Origin of the sequence: Amycolatopsis sp. NBC_00355 (assembly GCF_036104975.1) — a bacterium.
Taxonomy (GTDB): domain Bacteria; phylum Actinomycetota; class Actinomycetes; order Mycobacteriales; family Pseudonocardiaceae; genus Amycolatopsis.
The window spans coordinates 9,946,565-9,963,729 of the sequence record NZ_CP107982.1 but is presented as its reverse complement, the minus strand read 5'-3'; the positions used below and the strand labels follow the sequence as shown (position 1 = coordinate 9,963,729).

Annotated in this window: 14 protein-coding genes and 1 pseudogene; 2 read left to right on the top strand and 13 right to left on the bottom strand. The window is 71.7% G+C overall.

Annotated elements, in window-relative coordinates; genetic code table 11:
• Positions 1 to 24 precede the first annotated feature (24 nt).
• The 11 genes from asnB to OHS18_RS46310 all read right to left on the bottom strand — a co-directional run bounded on the left by asnB (position 25) and on the right by OHS18_RS46310 (position 13,376).
• The gene (asnB, locus tag OHS18_RS46360; RefSeq protein WP_328615078.1) at positions 25 to 1,995 is read right to left on the bottom strand and encodes an asparagine synthase (glutamine-hydrolyzing); all 1,971 of its coding nucleotides are present in this window, start codon (positions 1,993 to 1,995) and stop codon (positions 25 to 27) included.
• 5 nt (positions 1,996 to 2,000) lie between these two features.
• On the bottom strand, positions 2,001 to 2,267 hold the full coding sequence (locus OHS18_RS46355; protein WP_247051087.1) for an acyl carrier protein: 267 nt from the start codon (positions 2,265 to 2,267) through the stop codon (positions 2,001 to 2,003).
• Positions 2,260 to 3,825, bottom strand: a complete 1,566-nt coding sequence (locus tag OHS18_RS46350) for an alpha/beta fold hydrolase (protein ID WP_328615077.1) — start codon at positions 3,823 to 3,825, stop codon at positions 2,260 to 2,262. The genes OHS18_RS46355 and OHS18_RS46350 overlap by 8 nt, the downstream gene beginning before the upstream one ends.
• Positions 3,826 to 3,858: 33 nt before the next feature.
• The gene (locus tag OHS18_RS46345) at positions 3,859 to 4,518 is read right to left on the bottom strand and encodes a nitroreductase family protein (protein ID WP_328615076.1); all 660 of its coding nucleotides are present in this window, start codon (positions 4,516 to 4,518) and stop codon (positions 3,859 to 3,861) included.
• On the bottom strand, positions 4,515 to 5,291 hold the full coding sequence (locus tag OHS18_RS46340; protein ID WP_328458199.1) for an AfsR/SARP family transcriptional regulator: 777 nt from the start codon (positions 5,289 to 5,291) through the stop codon (positions 4,515 to 4,517). Before OHS18_RS46340 ends, OHS18_RS46345 begins: the two co-directional genes overlap by 4 nt.
• Before the next feature lie 28 nt (positions 5,292 to 5,319).
• The gene (locus tag OHS18_RS46335) at positions 5,320 to 5,526 is read right to left on the bottom strand and encodes an acyl-CoA carboxylase epsilon subunit (protein WP_328458201.1); all 207 of its coding nucleotides are present in this window, start codon (positions 5,524 to 5,526) and stop codon (positions 5,320 to 5,322) included.
• Positions 5,523 to 7,115, bottom strand: coding sequence for an acyl-CoA carboxylase subunit beta (locus OHS18_RS46330; protein WP_328615075.1), 1,593 nt, complete (start codon positions 7,113 to 7,115; stop codon positions 5,523 to 5,525). The genes OHS18_RS46335 and OHS18_RS46330 overlap by 4 nt, the downstream gene beginning before the upstream one ends.
• Before the next feature lie 220 nt (positions 7,116 to 7,335).
• Positions 7,336 to 7,533, bottom strand: coding sequence for a hypothetical protein (locus OHS18_RS46325; RefSeq protein ID WP_328458204.1), 198 nt, complete (start codon positions 7,531 to 7,533; stop codon positions 7,336 to 7,338).
• 59 nt (positions 7,534 to 7,592) lie between these two features.
• Positions 7,593 to 8,690: a hypothetical protein gene (locus OHS18_RS46320; protein WP_328615074.1), complete on the bottom strand. Its 1,098-nt coding sequence runs from the start codon at positions 8,688 to 8,690 to the stop codon at positions 7,593 to 7,595.
• Between the two features lie 195 nt (positions 8,691 to 8,885).
• A complete protein-coding gene (locus OHS18_RS46315) occupies positions 8,886 to 11,927 on the bottom strand; it encodes an AfsR/SARP family transcriptional regulator (RefSeq protein WP_328615073.1) in 3,042 nt (1,013 codons plus the stop codon).
• A gap of 858 nt (positions 11,928 to 12,785) precedes the next feature.
• Positions 12,786 to 13,376 (bottom strand): TetR/AcrR family transcriptional regulator, encoded by a 591-nt coding sequence (locus OHS18_RS46310; RefSeq protein ID WP_328615072.1) that lies wholly within the window; start codon positions 13,374 to 13,376, stop codon positions 12,786 to 12,788.
• A gap of 88 nt (positions 13,377 to 13,464) precedes the next feature.
• Between OHS18_RS46310 and OHS18_RS46305 the strand changes: the two genes are divergently transcribed.
• Positions 13,465 to 14,142, top strand: a complete 678-nt coding sequence (locus tag OHS18_RS46305; RefSeq protein ID WP_328615071.1) for a nitroreductase — start codon at positions 13,465 to 13,467, stop codon at positions 14,140 to 14,142.
• 167 nt (positions 14,143 to 14,309) lie between these two features.
• On the opposite strand, the gene OHS18_RS46300 is transcribed toward OHS18_RS46305, so the two are convergent.
• Positions 14,310 to 15,269 carry a helix-turn-helix transcriptional regulator gene (locus tag OHS18_RS46300; protein ID WP_328615070.1) on the bottom strand — a complete coding sequence of 320 codons (960 nt, stop codon included), beginning with the start codon at positions 15,267 to 15,269 and terminating at the stop codon, positions 14,310 to 14,312.
• A gap of 63 nt (positions 15,270 to 15,332) precedes the next feature.
• Here OHS18_RS46300 and OHS18_RS46295 point away from each other — a divergent pair, with 63 nt between their 5' ends.
• Positions 15,333 to 16,475: an epoxide hydrolase family protein gene (locus OHS18_RS46295; RefSeq protein WP_328615069.1), complete on the top strand. Its 1,143-nt coding sequence runs from the start codon at positions 15,333 to 15,335 to the stop codon at positions 16,473 to 16,475.
• Positions 16,476 to 16,598: 123 nt separating this feature from the next.
• On the opposite strand, the pseudogene OHS18_RS46290 reads toward OHS18_RS46295, so the two are convergent.
• Positions 16,599 to 16,827 (bottom strand): annotated as a pseudogene (locus tag OHS18_RS46290) (DDE-type integrase/transposase/recombinase); the annotation flags it as partial.
• Positions 16,828 to 17,165 lie beyond the last annotated feature (338 nt).

The window sequence follows — 17,165 nt, the reverse complement described above, 5'->3', positions numbered from 1 at the left end:
GGGATTCCTCGTCTTCCGTGCCGGTCAGGCCGGCAGAACGCTGGTCCGGCGGTCGACCACGCGCAGTCCGGCGCGCAGCGGCCCGCGCTCCAGGGCCTGCCCGCGGACGAACCAGTGGTGCAGCCAGAACAGCGACGCCAGCAGGGTGAACGCCTGGTTCTCCTTGGTCCCGATGCGTTCGGCGGGGCCGTCGAAGACCCGGTCGACGAGCGCGCGGGCGAACCGCGTGTCGAGGACGCCGATCGCGTCGAGCGTGGCCTGGTCGGTCAGGGTGTCGCGGTAGTCCGGCCAAGCGCGCACGAACGCGGCGCTGTCGGTGGCGCGGTAGGGGAACTTGCCCTTGGCGACGACCCGTTCCGGCAGCACGTCCGCGTAGGCGCGCTTGAGGAGGTACTTCTCGTCGAACGGGTCGCCGAAGCGGTGGTTGACCGACGCGGCCAGCCGCACGACCGCCGGGTCGAGGAACGGGCAGCGGTTCTCGACGCCGTGCCCGAGCGTCATCCGGTCGCCCTGGGTGGAGAGCAGGTAGCCGGCCAGCAGGGTGCGGAACTCCAGCCACTGCGCCTTCTGCACCGCGCCGAGATCGGCGTAGCCCGGTTCGTCGGCGACCAGCCGCTGGGCCGCGTCGAACGGCGCGCTCGCGTCACGCAGCAGCCGCGCGGCGAAGCGCCCGTTCTGGAAGCGCATCTGGTGGGAGAACAGGCCGGGCAGGTGCTCCTCGGTGAACTGCCGGTACAGCCCCAGCATCCGCTTCGGCGCGCCCTCGCCGGAAAAGTGCGGCAGGTACGGGTAGATCCGCGCGATCCGGTCGAGCCGGGTCTGCTCGTCGAGGTCGTGCCACGCGTCCAGCAGCAGCGCGTCCTTGAAGATGCCGTAGCCGAGGAACGCCTCGTCGGCGCCCTCGCCGCTGAGCACCACCTTGATCCCGGCCGCCTGCACCTGCTCGGCCAGCAGGTACATCGGGACGAACGCGGTGCGGAACGCGGGCACCTCGGCGTGCTTCACCGCGGCCGGGAACGCCTGGACGACGTCCTCGTCGCGGACGCGCACGGCGTGGTGGCGGGTGCCCAGCTCGCCGGTGACCGCGGCCTGCTCGGCCGACTCGTCGACGACGGCGTCCTCGAACTCCAGGGAGAACGTCCGCAGCGGCGCGGCCTGCCGGCCCGCGGCGAGGTGCGCGATGATCGAGGAGTCGAGCCCGCCCGAGACGTAGACGCCGACCTCGACGTCGCTGCGCAGCCGGACGTCGACCGCGGCCGCCAGCTCGGCGCGGACCAGCTCGATCGCGTCCTCTTCGGACTCCGGCGCCGGCCCGGGCTCCAGGTCGAGGGTGGCCCAGCGGCCGCGTTCGACGTCGTCGCCGCGCAGGCACAGGTACTCCCCCATCGGCACCTGCTCGATGTCGCGGTAGCCGCTCTGCGCGGGCAGCGGCGTCCAGGTGGCGAAGATCGACGCGAGGTGCTCGGGGTCGAAGGAGAACCGGAACCCCGGGTAGGCCAGGAACGCCTTCATCTCGGAGGCGAACAGCCACGCGCCTTCGTGACGCGCCACGAACAGCGGCCGCTTGCCGTAGCGGTCACGCACCAGGGTGAGTTCGTCGGCCACCGAGTCGTAGACGGCGAAGGCGAAGGCGCCGTTGAAGCGCGACAGGCAGTCGCGACCCCACCTCAGCCAGGCCTGCAGCACGACCTCGGTGTCGGAGTCCGTGCGGAACCGCGCGCCGAGCCGCTGCAGCTCGCGGCGCAGTTCGCGGTAGTTGTAGAGCTCGCCGTTGTAGCAGAGCCACCAGCGGCCGTCGGCGCTGCCGACGGGCTGGGAGCCGCTCGCGAGGTCGATGATGCTCAGCCGGACCGTGCCCATCACGAGCCGGTCGTCGAGGTAGCAGCCGGCCTCGTCCGGGCCGCGGTGCTCGATCTGGCGGAGCAGGCCCGCGATCAGGGCACGGTCGTCCCCGGGCGGGCGCTCGCCGCCGTAGACACCAGCGATTCCGCACATGCCGGTTACCGGCCGTCCGCGCTCGGGACGGCGCTCGCCTCGACGAACTCGACGATCGCGCGCAGCGACACGAGCACCGAGTCGAGCATGTCCTCGCCCAGTTCGACGCCGTAGCGCTCGTGGACGTGGTTCATCAGCGAGATGTAGCCGAACGAGTCGAGCACCCCGGCCTTGAAGAGATCGGTGTCCCCGGTGATCTCGTCCCCGAACCGGAACAGCGCTTCGTCCTCCAGGTAGCTCTGCAGCTCGGCGGTCAACGTCGCGTCAGGCATGGGGTGCTCCCTCGATCAGATCGGCCAGTTCGGCCCAGTGCTCGCGGATGAAGAAGTGGTCGCCGGGCAGCCGGTGGCGCTCCAGCGGCTCGGTGGTTTCGCGCTGCCACGCGCTGATCTCGGCGTCGCTGAACGGCTCGCGGTCGCCGGTGACCACGGTGATCGGGACGTCCAGCGGCGGCTCGTCGTCGTGGACGTACCGGCCGAGGACGGTGAAGTCCGCGCGCAGCACGCGCTCGTAGTGCGCCATCAGGTCCTCGAACTGCCGCAGCTGCGCGGGCACGCCGCCGAGCTCGTCGAGGTGCGCCCAGAACGCGTCGCCGGTGAGGCGCCAGGTGTCGCGTTCGCGGCTCGGCACCGCCGGCCCGCACTCCCCCGACACGACGAGCCGCACCGGCGCGGGCAGGCCCTCGGCCCGCAGCCGCCGGCACAGCCGGAACGCCAGCCGCGCGCCGAGGCTGTGGCCGTAGATCGCGTACGGCTCGCCGACGTGGTCCCGCAGCTGGTCCATCAGGTCGGCGACAACGGCGTCGGCGTCGGCCAGCAGCGGCTGCGCCACCCGCCGGCCGCGGCCCGGCCGTTCGAGCGCCACGACGTCCAGGTCCCGGGTGTGCGTGGCCAGGGCACGGTAGGCGTTCTCGTCGCCCCCGGCGTAGGCCACGGTGAACACGCGGCGCGGTTTCTCCGGCGCCGCGACGGGTGTGTCGATCTGCCGGACCATCCGGGTCAGCACTCCTTCCCCGCCGATTTCGCGGAAGTTCCCGGCCGGAAGCCGGCGCAGCACCGCGTGGACGCTGTCCGCCCAGCGCACGGTCCCGGCGATCTGGTCGCTGAGCGTCCGGGCCACGTCGCCGTCGCGGTACGGACGCGCGGTCACGTTGGCGATCACCGTCTTGGCCAGCGGCGCGAACCGGAACCCGCGCAGGAAGGCGGCGAACTCGTCCCGGGCCGCACGCATGTACCGCGAGTGGAACGCGGCCGAGACGCGCAGCGCCGCCACCCGGAACCCGCGCCCCGACAGCGTTTCCCGCGCCCGGTCGATGTCCGCCACCGGTCCGGACAGGACGTTCTGCGCCGGGGTGTTGCGGTTCGCGACGTCCAATGTGGACAGGTTTTCCGAGACGAGCACCTCGGCGAGATCCGCCTCGGACGGCCCGACCACGGCCAGCATCGCGCCGTCGCGTTCGGTGGCCATCAGCGCCGCCCGCTGGGCGACGAGCTTCAGGCCCGTCTCGAAGTCGAACGCGCCCGCGGCGAGCAGGGCGTTGTACTCGCCGAGGCTGTGCCCGAGCAGGACGTCGGCCGCCGGCTCGCCGCGGTCCACACTGTCCCAATAGGACAGCGCGTTGACGACGTAGAGCGCGGGCTGGGTGTAGCGGGTGTCGTCGAGGCGGCCGCCGGGGTCGTCGAGGCACAGCCGGGCGATGTCGTAACCGAGGACGTCGCGGGCCAGGGCGACGTGCTCGGGGTAGCGGTCGAACAAGCCCGCTCCCATCCCCTTGGCCTGGGTTCCCTGGCCGGGGAAGAGCGCGACGCTCGTGCGGTGGGCGACCGGCATGACTGCGTCCTCCTGCTCGGATCAGGACAGGGCTCAGGAGAGGGGGTTGCCCCAGGTGTCGAGGAACGCGACCGACTCCAGGGGCTGGCGGGCCGGCCGCCGGAAGTCCGTGGTGGTCGTGTACGCGACGGGCAGCAGGCCGACCTGGGTGACGTCCGCCGGCAGGCCGAGGATCTCCGCGGCTTCGGCTTCGCGCTGCAGGTGCAACGTCGTCAGCACCGTCCCGAGGCCCCGCGAGCGCAGCGCGAGCTGGAAGCTCCACACCGCGGGGTAGATGCCGCCGTAGAACGACGTCGCCTCGACGTGCCCCGACGGCCGCTCGCCCTGCACGCACGGCACGACGAACACCGGGACCCGGTCGATCGCGTCGATCAGGTGCTGCACCGAATCGACCATCCGGCGCACCGCCGGCACCGCGGCCGCCGCGCCGAGCTGGGCGCGGACCCCGGCCAGGTAGTCGCGGCCGACGTCGCGGAACAGCCCGCCCAGCCGCGCGCGCCGCTCGGCGTCCCGGACGACCAGCCAGCGCCAGGACTGCTGGTTGCCCGGCGACGGCGCGTAGGTGCTGAGCCGCAGGCAGGTCTCCAGCACGGCCGGCTCGACCGGCCGGTCCAGGTCGAGCTTGCGGCGGACCGCGCGGGTGGTGCTCAGGACGTGGTCGACACTCGCGGTGTCGACGGTCGCCGTGGTCATCGGCCCTCCAGCGCGGGGGTGCGGGTCTGGCCGGTCAGCACGATCTGGTGCAACCGGCGCAGCTCGTCCGACGGGTCGAGCCCGAGCTCCTCGTTCAGCACGCGGCAGGTGTGCCGGTACGCGCTGAGCGCGTCGGCGCGGCGGCCGGCCCGGTTGAGCGCGGAGACGAGCTGGTGGTGGAAGCGCTCGCGCAGCGGGTAGCGGCGGATCAGGGCCTGCAACTCCGGGATCACCTCGGGCAGGTGCTCCTGCTCGAGGTCGGCCTGCACGCGCAGCTCCAGCGCGGCTTCGCGCAGGCCCTCCAGCCGGACGGCCTCGGCGTCCAGCGACGGTCCCTGCCGCACGTCGGCGAGCGCGGCCCCGTGCCACATGGCGAGGGCCTCGTCCATCTTGCGCGACGCCTCGGCGGCGTGACCGGCGTCCAGCACCGCGCGGCCGTCCCGCACGACCTGCTCGAAGCGGCGGGCGTCGATGGACCCGGGGTCGAGGGCCAGCAGGTAGCCGTTGTTGACCGTGGCGAGGACCTTGGTGCCGCAGCCGACGTGCTCGGCCAGCTGCTTGCGCAGGTGGTAGACGTAGGTCTGGATGGTCCCCACGGCCGACTTCGGCGGCCGCAGCGGCCAGAGCTCGTGGATGATGCGGTCGATGCCGACGGCGCTCGGGCTCTCCAGCGCCAGCAGGGCGAGGACCTGCCTGATCTTGGTGGACGTCGTGCGGACCTCCCCGCGCGGGCTTTCCACGCGCAGGGGTCCGAGCAAGCTGAGTTCCAGCATGGGAATCTCCTCGGTCTCCTCGGCCGGGCTACCGGCGCGAAACGGGGCGGCGGGGTGCTCGTCCCGAGCTCCACATGCCCGGCGGCCGGTAGGCGCGGTCGTCGGGTCCCCAGGGCGCGGCGGCCCGCACCGGGGGCGGCGGCGGTTCCCGGCGCAGCGCCGTGAGCACCGCGACCAGGGCCGCCAGTTCCGCGTCGTCGGGCGCGCCCCGCGTGACCACCACGGGCGGGGTCACGTCGGCGGGTTCCCGTGCTTGCGCTGCGGCAGCTGCGCGTGTTTCGAGCGCAGCGTCCCCAGCGCGTCGATCAGGATCCGCCGGGTGTCGGCCGGGTCGATCACGTCGTCGACCAGTCCGCGCTCGGCCGCGTAGTAGCCGTGCATCAGGTTCGTCCGGTACTCCTCGATCAGCTTGGCCCGCACCGCGTCCGGGTCCAGGGCCGCGTTGATCTCCTTGCGGAACACCACGTTCGCCGCACCTTCGGCGCCCATCACCGCGATTTCGTTGGTGGGCCAGGCGAAGGACAGGTCGCAGCCGATCGAGCGCGAGTCCATCACGATGTAGGCCCCGCCGTACGCCTTGCGCAGGACGACCTGCACGCGGGGCACCGAGGCGTTGCAGTAGGCGTAGAGCAGCTTCGCGCCGTGCCGGATGATGCCGCCGTGCTCCTGGTCGCTGCCGGGCAGGAACCCCGGTACGTCGACCAAGGTGACGAGCGGGATGCTGAAGGCGTCGCACATCTGCACGAACCGCGCGGCCTTCTCCGACGCCGGGATGTCCAGCACCCCGGCCAGCACCGCGGGCTGGTTGGCGACGACGCCGACCACGTGCCCGTCCAGCCGGGCCAGGCCGCAGAGCACGTTGCGCGCCCAGGACGCGTGCACCTCGAACAGCTCGCCGTCGTCCACGACCTCTTCGACGACCGCGCGCATGTCGTAGGCCTGCGCGACGTCGGCGGGCACGAGGTCCAAAAGCCGCTCGCAGCGCCGGTCGGGCGCGTCGGATGGCTCGACCGACGGTGCCAGCTCGCGGTTGTTGGCCGGCAGCAACGAGATCAGGTAACGGACGTCTTCGAGGCACTCTTCCTCGGTGTCGTGGACGAACCCGCTCGCACCGGACACGGTCGCGTGCACCGCGGCCCCGCCGAGCTGCTCGTGGGTGATCTCCTCGCCGGTCACCGAGCGCACGACGTCCGGGCCGGTGATGTACATCTGCGCGATGCCGCGCACCATGAACACGAAGTCCGTCAACGCCGGCGAGTAGGTCGCGCCGCCCGCGCACGGGCCGAGCATCACGCTGATCTGCGGGATCACCCCGGAGAACCGGACGTTGCGCTCGAAGATCCCGCCGTACCCGGCCAGCGCCGTGACGCCTTCCTGGATGCGGGCGCCGGCGCCGTCGGACAGCGAGACCAGCGGGGCGCCCGCCGCGCCGGCCATGTCCATCAGCTTCTGGATCTTCGCCGCGTGCGCCTCCCCCAGCGAGCCGCCGAAGATCCGGAAGTCGTGGGCGTAGGCGAAGACCGTGCGGCCGAACACCGTGCCCCAGCCGGTGACCACGCCGTCGGTCGCGGGGCGGCGGTGCTCGAGCCCGAACCCGGACGAGCGGTGGTGCCGGAACCGCTCGATCTCGTGGAACGAGCCGGCGTCGAACAGCAGCGCCAGCCGGTTCCGCACGGTCAGCTTGCCCTTGGCGCGCTGGACGCGGGTCGCGTCCGGGGACGGGCCGTCCTCGGCGCGCCGCCGGGCGGTGTTCAGCTCGCCGACCAGGGCGCGCAAGTCCCGGGGTACCGCCGGAGGTGTCGTGGGTCCGTCGATCGTCGTCATCGGCGAGCCCCCGGGAAAACGCTTTCCCGACCCCTCGGGACTGCACCCGTTCGCGAGCACCGCATCGCGGTCACTTGGTCGTCCACCGTCGTTCTCCTCGGCCGGAAGAAACACCCCGCACCGGACACAGCTCACCTGCACCGGCAATTCGGAAAATGGGAAATTCGGAATTGTTCTGCGCGCGGCCGGTTGTCCGCCGCCGCGCGAGGTCACCCGGGACCTAGCGGTTCGGCCCCTCGCCGGACCCGCCGCCGGCCGACACCACCGCGTCGGTCACGGAGTGCCCGGCGGGCGCATTTCCCGGGTGCGCCTGGCTCACACCGAAGCCCGCCGCGACGATGGCGAGCGCCAGGAGAACCGTCCGGGGCCCCCGTGCCTTCGTGTCCCCCGACGTCGCGTCATCCGATCCGTTCCGCATGGTCACCACTCCTTCTTGTCATCCACAAGCCGTTCACGAGCCATCGACAAGAATGACGATCACAGGTCCGGTTCCCGATTCCGTCCGTCCTCGATACCGCTCGCCTCCCCTGCCTCGGTATTCCGGACATAGCGGGCGGAAACGGCGGTATCGCCGCAGGTCAGCTCGCGCCGGCGAGCGGCGTCGAGGCGCTCTTCGACGATCTCGGGCGTCGCCCCCTCGGCCAGCACGCGCACTCCGGCGCTCGGCGGGCGGAGGTACTCCGCGCCGGCGAACCACCTCGGCTCCGGCGGGCGGACCGGCACCCCGGCCAGCGCGCGGCACAGCTCGGTCTGCACGTCGAACCCGGTCGTCACCTCGATCAGCCGGGCGATCCCGCGGGTCCCGAAGCCCGGGCGCGCGCGCACGATCCGCGGGCCGCGCCCGGACAGCACAACCGACGTCTCGGCGGGCCCGAACTCGTAGCCGACCAGGTCGAGCATGGCCGTGACGGTGGCCCGGACCTCCCTCGCCTCGGCTTCGCCGACCGTCGCCGGGAACAGGTACCGCACGCCGTGCGCCACGGCCCGCTGCGCGGTGACGCCCACGACGCGGTGCATGCCGTCGTGCGTCAACGTCGTCACCACGACCTCGGGCCCGGGCACGAACTCCCCCACGGCGAACGGCCCGGGGTGATCGTGGCGACGCGCCCACCCGGCCAGCGCCGCACCGGAGCGGACCACGGTCTCCTCGTCACCCGAGCGGAGCACCGCGGGCAGGCCGGTCTCCGCGACCGCCCCGGGCACCTCGTCCGCGGTGGCGACCACCCGGGTCCGCACCATCGGGTGCCGGCTCGGCGCGAGCACCGCTTCCAGCCGGCGGTCGTCGGCCAGGACGTGCGCGGCCTCGGCGAACTCGGGGCACACGCGGGTGGCCGGGAAGCCGTCGCCGTCCAGCACGTGGGTGATGCCGCACCGCAGCACCACCTGGGCGACGGCACCGGCCACGGCGGTCTCGTCCCGCGCGTCCACCAGCGTCAGCCGGTCGGCGGCGAAGGGCGCGAACAGGGCGCGCTGGCCGACGTCGACGACCAGCCGGAGGTCGAGACCGCTGCGCACGGCCTTCCGCGCGAACGCGAGCGAGGGGAAGCAGAGCAGCAACCGCGAGGCCGGGCTCATGGCCCCACGTCCTCGTCACGGCCCGGAGCACCGACCTGACCGTCCACCCACCGCCGTCTCATCGCGACTCCCCGCACTTCGATGACCTGCGGTCCGCCGAAGTCGTCCCGCGGCCACGACACCTCGTGACATGGCTGTACCTCCTGCCACACTGCCCGCGCCGGATACCGATTCGTTCCCGCCGGCGCGCGGACGTCAGGAGCGGGCTCTGGGCGGGACCCCGGCGGTCCGGAAGATCTCACCGGCCCGCTCGAGGCAGTCCGTGGCCTGGTCCGCGGCGCCTCGCGCGGCGTGCACGTCGGACAGGCCGACCAGCGCGCGGGCCTCTTCGATCCGGTAGCCGATCCCGGCGGCCAGCGCGTGGGCGCGCTCGTGCAGCACGAGCGCCTCGGCGTAGTCGCCTTCGAGCCGGCGCAGGCGGCCGATCAGGTTGTCGATGACGACCCGCCGGATCGGCGTCCAGTGCGCCTTCTGGTGCGCCAGCCCGAGGTCGACGAACCGCCGGGCCTCCTCGACCCGGCCGAGCCGGTACCCGGCCAGGGCCGACAGCGCGTACACCAGCGCGACGTCACCGGGCGCGCCGAAGTCCTCGCCCAGCTCACGAGCGACCCGCAGCTGCTCGTCGGCCTCCTCGACCGCGCCCGTCCCGAGGTGGGCGAGCGACAGGTCGATGAGCGCGACGAGCTCGTTCTCCCGGGCCCCGAGCTCGCGGTTCAGCGTCAGGGCCCGCTTCGCCGTGTCGACCGCTTCGGCGTAGCGGCCCCACTGTTCGTACAGGGAACTGAGGTTGACCAGCGACTCCGCCTCGGCCCGGCCGGCGCCGAGCTCCCGCTTGATCCGGATGGACTCCTGCAGCAGCGGGAGCGCCTCGTCGAACCGGCCGCAGGTGCACAGCAGCAGGCCGAGCATGCCGGTGTCCTTCGCGACACCACGCCGGTCGCCCAGGTCCGACGCGATGGCCAGCGCCTCCGACGCCGCTTCGATCCCTTCGGCGAACTTGCCGAGCTTCCAGTTCGCCACCGCGGAGTTCGACAGGCTCAGGCGCAGCAGTTCGGCGTCGCCGAGCCGGCGCGAGGAGACCACGGACACCTGCGCCATCTCGACGAACTCCGCGAACAGCCCGTCCGCGTCCAGCTGGAAGACGACGTTGCGGGCGAGCCGGGCGACGTGCCGGTCGAACCCCCGGCCGTGCGCGAGCGCGACAGCTTCCCGCAGGGTCGCCTGCTCCCGGTCGAGCCACTTGCGCGCCGCTTCGCGGGTCGGCAGGTGCGGCAGCGCGGGATCGCTTTCCCCGGTACCGGCCGGCAACCGCGCGCGACCGGGGAACAGCAGGTCGCAGACGTGGTCGGTGACGTCCACGAAGTAGTCGAGCAGCCGCTCGTAGCCGGCCGCGACCTGGCCGGCGTCGGTGCCCGCGCACTCGACCTGGTCGAGCTGGTTGACGAAGCTGCGCACCAGGTCGTGGAAGGTGTAGTAGCCGATCTCGTGCTGCTGCAGCATGTGCGCGTCCAGCAGCACCTCGAGCACGGCCTCCGCGGTGTGGGGGGACAGGCCCAGCAGCGCCGCCGACGAATAGACATCGATGTCACGTCCGGGGTGCACCCCCAGCATGCGGAACGCGGTGCGGTGGCGCGGCCCGAGCCCTTCGTAGGAGATCCGCAACGTGAGGTCCACCCCGCGCTCGCCGGACTTGAGCTCGTCCAGGCGGCGCGACTCGTCGCTCATCCGGTCCACGAGGTAGCCGATCGGCCACCTCGGGCGGTTGCCGAGCCTGCTCAGCGCGATCCGCATCGCCAGCGGCAGGTGCCCGCACAGCGCGACGAGCTCGGCCGCCGCGTCGGCCTCGGCTTCCACGCGCCGGGTGCCCAGCACCCGGGCGGCCATCGCGACGCCGTCCTCGGTCGTCATCGTGCCGAGCGAGAGCCAGTGCGCGCCGTCCAGGTCGATCAGCCGCGTCCGGCTCGTGACGAGCACGAGCGAGCCGGGGCCGAGCGGCAGCAGCGGCCAGACCTGGGCGACGTCGAAAGCGTTGTCCAGCAGGACGATCAGCCGGCTCTCCGCGGTCATCGTGCGCCAGAGCCTGGCCCGCGCCTCGGCGTCGTCGGGCAGCTGGTCGGCCTCCACGCCGAGCATGCCCAGCAGGGCCTCGGCGGCGTTGCGGGGCGACAGCGGCTGCCCGCCGGAGGTGTACCCGCGGAGGTTGACGTACAGCTGCCCGTCCGGGTAGCGCTCGGCGAGCAGGTGCGCGGCGCGCACGGCCAGCGACGTCTTCCCGACGCCGCCCATGCCGTCGATCGCGACGATCCGCGGCCCGCGGTCGGCGGGCGCGTCGAGCCGGCTCAGCAGGCCGTCCAGCTCGGGCTTGCGGCCGGTGAAGTCCGCGAGGTCGTAGGGCAGCGTCCGGGCGACAACGGCGGCCGGCGGCTCCGCGGCTCGCGCGGGCTCGGGCGCTTCCCGGGGTGGTTCGAGGGCGGGATCGTTGCGCAGCAGGCGTTCGTACAGGTCCGACAGGTCGCTGCCCGGGTAGATCCCCAGCTCCTCCGACAGCAGCGCGCCGACCTTCCGGTACTCCTCCAGCGCGTCCGCCTGCCGGCCCGAGCGGTACAGGGCGAGCATCAGCTGGGCCCGCAGCTTCTCCCGCAGCGGGTGGGCCGCGACGTGCTCCCGCAGCTCGCTGACCAGCTCCCGGGACTCACCGCGCGAGAGGCGCAGGTCGGTCAGCTGCTCGACGGCGTCCAGGTACCGTTCCTGCAGCGCGACGTCCGCGGCCTTGATCGCGGGCCCGCCGCTGCCGGCGAGCACGGACCCGCGCCGCAGCGCGAGCGCGCCCTGCAGGTGCGTGGCGGCTTCGTCCCAGTTGCGGTCCGACGACGCCCGCCGGGCCTTCTCCAGCAGGTTCAGGAAGACGTTCAGGTCGACCTGCTCCGCGGGCAGGACGGCGCGGTAACCCGGGCCCTCGGTCACGATGACCTCGCCGCCGGCCGGGATGACCTGGCGCAGCCGGGCGACGGCCTTGCGCACCTGGTGCGTCGCGGTGGCGGGCGGGTCGTCGTCCCAGACGGAGTCGACCAGCTGGGAGATGCTGAGCACCTGCCCGGACTCGAGCAGCAGGGCGACCATCACGCGCTCCTGGACGGCCCCGCCGAGGTGGATCCGGCGCGTGCCGGACCAGCACTCCAGCGAGCCCAGGACGTTGATGCGCAGCCCCGTCTCCTGGCGCGAAGGCGAGCCGCCCATCAGAAGTCGACACCTGTCGCCACGCAGCCACCTCTCCCATCCGGTCACCCCGAGCGGCCGCGGACGGGCATGTGGTGCGCCCACGCGCGAATCCCCGTCGCCGCGACACCGGCTCCGGGTGAGAAAGAGGCCGCTCCCGTCAAGCCGCAGTCCTCGTACCCGGACGAACGTACCCGAATTCTCGCACGCCGGTCCCTGCGCAAAACCCGAGACTTCGTCTCCCCTTGTGGATCATCTTCCCACAGGGAATCGCGAAAAAGGAGGCAGTGAACACGAGACTGACGGGCAACCCGCGCGAGCACGCCCGCCGGTCGGCCGCACGGTCAGGACGTCATTCGCAGGCACCGCTTCCCCGGCCCGGCAGCACCTTCACGCCCACCACACGGGCAGCGGGTTTCGCAACCGTCACGAGTATGGTCGCCGCCGGACTGTCCGAACGAACAACGCGGATCGTGCTTCCCGCCGCGGAGGCCCGTGCGCGACTCCGACAGAAAATCGACAGGTTCACGCGGCGGCCGTGCGGGCTTTCGGTTTCCCTGTTGCGGCCGCAGACCCAGCACCGTGCAGCGAATATCGGGCCCATCCCGCTCTCGTTGCACAGCACCGAACCGGGCGCGCGACGCACCTCCTCCGGGCTCGGCCGCCGAGCGAAGAGACTGTAGGACTTCAGCTCGTCCGGTTCCAAGCCGGGTACGTCAGCTGTCCCGAAACGTGAGCCGGCGCCGGAAGAGGTGCTGCGCGGTGGATCCGATCGCGCAGTCTCCTGTCGCCGGGCCGTGTGGGCGAACGACCGGTCAGCGGCATGAGCGAATGCCGGGCAGGCCCGCCTGACACCGCCGGGCAGCCCCGTAGCGCGGTCTACTTTCCGGGGCGACGCGGCGCGTGGTCGAGCAGTGTTTCGGCGGCCTTGCGGGCGTGACGGCCGTAGTCGGGGTCGTTGAGCACCATCGCGCGGCTGGCGGCGCCGTCGGAGAGGGTGACGAGCTGCTCGGCCAGCGGTTCCGGCTCGGCGATGCCGAGTTCGTCCAGCAGACCGGTCACCAGGGTGAGCATGAGGAGTTTCTGCTTGCGTGCGAAGGCGTGCACGCGGTCGGCGGGGTCTGGGTGCTCGACCGCGGCGTGGATGAACGGGCAGCCGTGGACGGTTCCGTCCGGCCACGGTCGCACCGCGAACATCGCGAGGAGCCGGTCGCGAGGGGGCAGGTCGTCGCGTCCGAGGGTTTCGAGCAGCGAGTAGCCGGACCGCAGGAGGTGGTCCAGCTGGGCCAGGACGAGGTCCTGCTTGGTGGGGAAGTGGGCGTACAGGGTCCGCTTGGACACCGGGGCGTGGGCGGCGATGTCCTCCATCGTGGTCGCGGTGATGCCGCGCGCCGCGAACAGGCTGATCGCGGCGGTCACCACGCGTTCCCGGCCGCCCCGGCCGGCTCGGCGTGCTGGTTCCTCGCTCATGCCACCAAGTATACGGCAGCGTTTACATGACGCGGGGTGTCCACTACGGTCATCCAGGTAAACGTCTGCGTTTACTTGAGGAGGAAGTATGGGCACAGTGACGAGCGGGATGGCGGAGCAGCTCATCCGCGCCCGGCGTGCGACCCGGGCGTTCCTGCCCGACCCCGTCCCGGACGAGACGATCGAAGCCGTCTTCCACCTGGCCGGCGCCGCGCCGTCGAACTCCAACGCGCAGCCCTGGCAGGTCGAGGTGGTCAGCGGAGCCGCGCGGGACAACCTCGCCGGAGCACTCGTGGCCGCAGGCCGGGCGGGTCGGCAAACCGTCGATTTCCCCTACAGCGACGACATTTACTCGCCGGTGCACCAAGGGCGGCGCGTTGCGTTCGGCGCCGCGGTCTACGACGCGCTCGGTATCGGCCGCGACGACCGCGAGCTACGTGCCGCGTACGACACCAAGAGCCTCAGCTTCTACGACGCGCCCCACGTCGCCCTGCTGTACGCGCCGGAGTCCGGCGACGCGCGGTTGACCGCCGACGTCGGCATGTACGCGCAGACGCTGCTGCTGGCCATGGCTGCCTACGGGGTGGCCAGTTGCCCTCAGGCACTGCTGAGTTTCTACGCCGACACGGTGCGCGAGACGCTCGGCATCACCGGCGGGAAGCTGTTGTTCGGTATCGCGTTCGGCTACGCCGACCCGACGGCGGCGATCAACTCCGTCACCGTCGGCCGCGAGCCGTTGGAGAAGACGACACGCTTCCACCGCTGAGGGAGACTGCCCTCCTACCGCGACGCCCTTTCGAGGTGATCAACACGGTCGTCGCCAACGGATTGGGCTCTCAAGCCTCGTCGTTGCGGTCGCCGGCTGGCGAACCCAGCGCAAACCGTTGCCACCCTCCGTAACGCTCGAACCGCCATCGCACTCGCGCTGAAGATTCACGTGGATGCGTCGCCCGCCGCGCGGCGCAACCTCGTCGCGAGGCGCTCGAACGCCACCGCGAGCTCGTCTCCGTCGATCACCTCGATGTCGACGTCGAGCTGGGTCATCCACAACGCGAGCCGGTCCGGGTCGTCGGAACCCACCTCGACTTGGCACGTGAACTCGTCGACCACCTCGATGTCGACCGGGATGTGGATCTTCGCGGCGACCGTGGCGGCGGGAGCGTGCACGAGTACCCGGGCGCGGTAGTTCCAGGCTCCCTTGCTGATGCGTCCGACGACGAACTCGACGACCCTGTCGCGCGGGATCACCCGCGGCCGGAACCGCGCACCCGTCGGTGCGTGCGGAACCATGCGGTCGACCCGGAAGACCCGCCAGTCGTCACGGTCGAGATCCCACGCGAGCAGATACCAGAGCGCTCCCCAGCTGACCAGCCGTTGCGGTTCGGTGTGGCGCGCCTCTTTGTCGCCCCCGCGCTTCGTGTACCCGAACCGGAGCCGTTCGTGGCCGCGGATCGCGGCGGCGACCGCGCCGAGAACCGAGAGATCCAGCGGCGGCCCCGCCCCTGGAACAACGCTCGTCGCCTCGCGTACCGCCTCCACGCGCCGACGCAGACGCGAGGGCAGCACCTGCTCCAGCTTCGCGAGCGCGGTGAGCGATGTCTCTTCGACTCCGAGCCGTTGGGTCGCGACCGCACCCAGTCCGACCGCGACGGCGACGGCCTCATCGTCGTCGAGCAGCAGCGGGGGCATCGCCGTCCCAGCGGCCAGCCGGTACCCGCCCGCGACGCCGCGGCGCGCGTCCACGGGATACCCGAGCGACCGCAGCTTGCCGATGTCGGCGCGCACAGTCCTGGTGCTCACGTCGAGCCGGCCGGCGAGCTCGGTGCTCGTCCAGTCGCGCTTGAGCTGGAGCAACGACAGCAGTTCGAGCAGACGGGCCGAGGTCTCCAACATGTTCTCGATCGTGCCAGCTATTGCGGAAGCCAACCTGCCGCATTGTCTGCGAACGTCACCGTCATGACCGAGAACAACACCCTCACCCCGTTCCGCATCGACATCCCGCAGACGGGTATCGACGACCTGCGCAACCGGCTGGCACACACGCGCTGGCCGATCCCCACGCCGGACCGGGACGATCGCACCGACTTCAGCCGCGGCATCCCACTGGTGTACCTGAAGGAGCTCGCCGAGTACTGGCGCGACGGATTCGACTGGCGCGCGCAGGAGGAGAAGCTCAACGAGCTCGAACAGTCCACGACGGTCGTCGACGGCCAGACGTTCCACGTCGTCCACGTTCGATCGGCGAACCCGCAGGCCACCCCGCTGGTCCTGAACCACGGCTGGCCGGGATCGTTCGTCGACTACCAGCGACTCATCCCGCTGCTGACCGACGAGTTCCACGTGGTCATCCCGTCGCTGCCCGGCTTCGGGTTCTCCACCCCGCTGTCAGGAACCGGCTGGGAGCTGGCGCGCACGACGGACGCTTACGCCGAGATCATGACGCGGCTCGGCTACGCGCGGTTCGCAGCGCACGGCACCGACGTCGGTGCGGGCACCACCGGCCGCCTCGCGGCACTCCACCCGGAGCGGGTCATCGGCACACACATCGGCTGCGACCCCCGGCTGCTCGGGTTGCTCGGCGTCAAGTTCCCTTTCCCCGAGGGCCTGTCCGATGACGAGATCGCCCAGATCGAAGCAGTGCGCACCGAGGACGCGGCCGATCACGGATATCTCCTGATGCAGGACCACCGTCCCGACACGATCGGCGCGGCACTCACCGACTCGCCGGTCGCCCAGCTCGCGTGGATCGCCGAGAAGTTCAAGACCAGGACCGGCGGCGCCTACCGGACGCCGGACGAGTCGGTCGACCGCGACCAGCTCCTCACGAACATCAGCCTGTACTGGTTCACCCGCAGCGGCGCGTCGAGCGCGCAGTTCTACTACGAGTCCGAGCACTCCGGACTCGACTTGGTCATGGCCTCCGGCGTGCCGTCCGGATGGGCCGTGTTCGACACCCACCCTCTCGTGCGCCGCGCGATGGACCCGTGGAAAGCGATCGGCCACTGGAGCGAGTTCACCCAGGGCGGTCACTTCCCCGCGATGGAGGAGCCGAAGCTGCTCGCGGACGACATCCGCGCTTTCTTCCGCGGCATTTCCTGAGTCTCACGGCTCCACCACGGAAACACTCGAACGTGTGACCAGCCGCATGCACGGAAACCGGCTGGCCGAAGATCGCTTTGTGTGCGGCAATCCGGGTGGGCCGGCCGCGTCGGTCAGTCAGTTGTATTGGCGGGCACGATCGGAGTGGAAGATCACCCCGGATTCCCGGCCGACGCTGGGTGACGGCGTTGCCGAGCGCCTCGGCGATGAGGTCGGTGCGCAGATGATCAGCGGTGGACCAGCCGACGACACGACGGGAGCCGAGGTCGATCACCGTGGCCGGATCCAGCCACCCTTCCCAGGTGCGGATGCAGGTGATGTCCCCGCACCAACGCGTGTTGACATCGCTTGCTCTTCCTGGCGTGCGCGGTGGGATGGCTCGGCACAGCGGTGGGTGTAATAGGCGGCTCGGGAGACCTTCAGCAGGATGCACACGCACCTGACGTTGTCGCCCTTGGCAGCGTTCTCCGCCTCGATGAACGGGTACACGTCCACCGGATCTCTTCGACCCGGGCTGCGCTTGAGCACCGTCGGCGTCCGTCATGCCACCGACAGCGGATGACGGCTGATGAGGCCCCGCTCGCGAACAGCTCCCCGAGTACGAGGCCCCACCGGGAGGCCACCGCGCGCCGGCTTCTCCGATGTCCACCCCGACGGTCCGCACCCGAGCCGCCGACCTGCGCATGCCGG

What these genes read in the sequence shown, in the direction of transcription:
- OHS18_RS46350 (WP_328615077.1), bottom strand. Translation starts at nt 3,825, where the DNA reads ATGCCGGTCGCCCACCGCACGAGCGTCGCGCTCTTCCCCGGCCAGGGA.
- OHS18_RS46340 (WP_328458199.1), bottom strand. Translation starts at nt 5,291, where the DNA reads ATGCTGGAACTCAGCTTGCTCGGACCCCTGCGCGTGGAAAGCCCGCGC.
- OHS18_RS46325 (WP_328458204.1), bottom strand. Translation starts at nt 7,533, where the DNA reads ATGCGGAACGGATCGGATGACGCGACGTCGGGGGACACGAAGGCACGG.
- OHS18_RS46300 (WP_328615070.1), bottom strand. Translation starts at nt 15,269, where the DNA reads ATGTTGGAGACCTCGGCCCGTCTGCTCGAACTGCTGTCGTTGCTCCAG.
- OHS18_RS46355 (WP_247051087.1), bottom strand. Translation starts at nt 2,267, where the DNA reads ATGCCTGACGCGACGTTGACCGCCGAGCTGCAGAGCTACCTGGAGGAC.
- OHS18_RS46315 (WP_328615073.1), bottom strand. Translation starts at nt 11,927, where the DNA reads ATGGGCGGCTCGCCTTCGCGCCAGGAGACGGGGCTGCGCATCAACGTC.
- OHS18_RS46320 (WP_328615074.1), bottom strand. Translation starts at nt 8,690, where the DNA reads ATGAGCCCGGCCTCGCGGTTGCTGCTCTGCTTCCCCTCGCTCGCGTTC.
- OHS18_RS46330 (WP_328615075.1), bottom strand. Translation starts at nt 7,115, where the DNA reads ATGACGACGATCGACGGACCCACGACACCTCCGGCGGTACCCCGGGAC.
- asnB (WP_328615078.1), bottom strand. Translation starts at nt 1,995, where the DNA reads ATGTGCGGAATCGCTGGTGTCTACGGCGGCGAGCGCCCGCCCGGGGAC.
- OHS18_RS46345 (WP_328615076.1), bottom strand. Translation starts at nt 4,518, where the DNA reads ATGACCACGGCGACCGTCGACACCGCGAGTGTCGACCACGTCCTGAGC.
- OHS18_RS46305 (WP_328615071.1), top strand. Translation starts at nt 13,465, where the DNA reads ATGGGCACAGTGACGAGCGGGATGGCGGAGCAGCTCATCCGCGCCCGG.
- OHS18_RS46310 (WP_328615072.1), bottom strand. Translation starts at nt 13,376, where the DNA reads ATGAGCGAGGAACCAGCACGCCGAGCCGGCCGGGGCGGCCGGGAACGC.
- OHS18_RS46295 (WP_328615069.1), top strand. Translation starts at nt 15,333, where the DNA reads ATGACCGAGAACAACACCCTCACCCCGTTCCGCATCGACATCCCGCAG.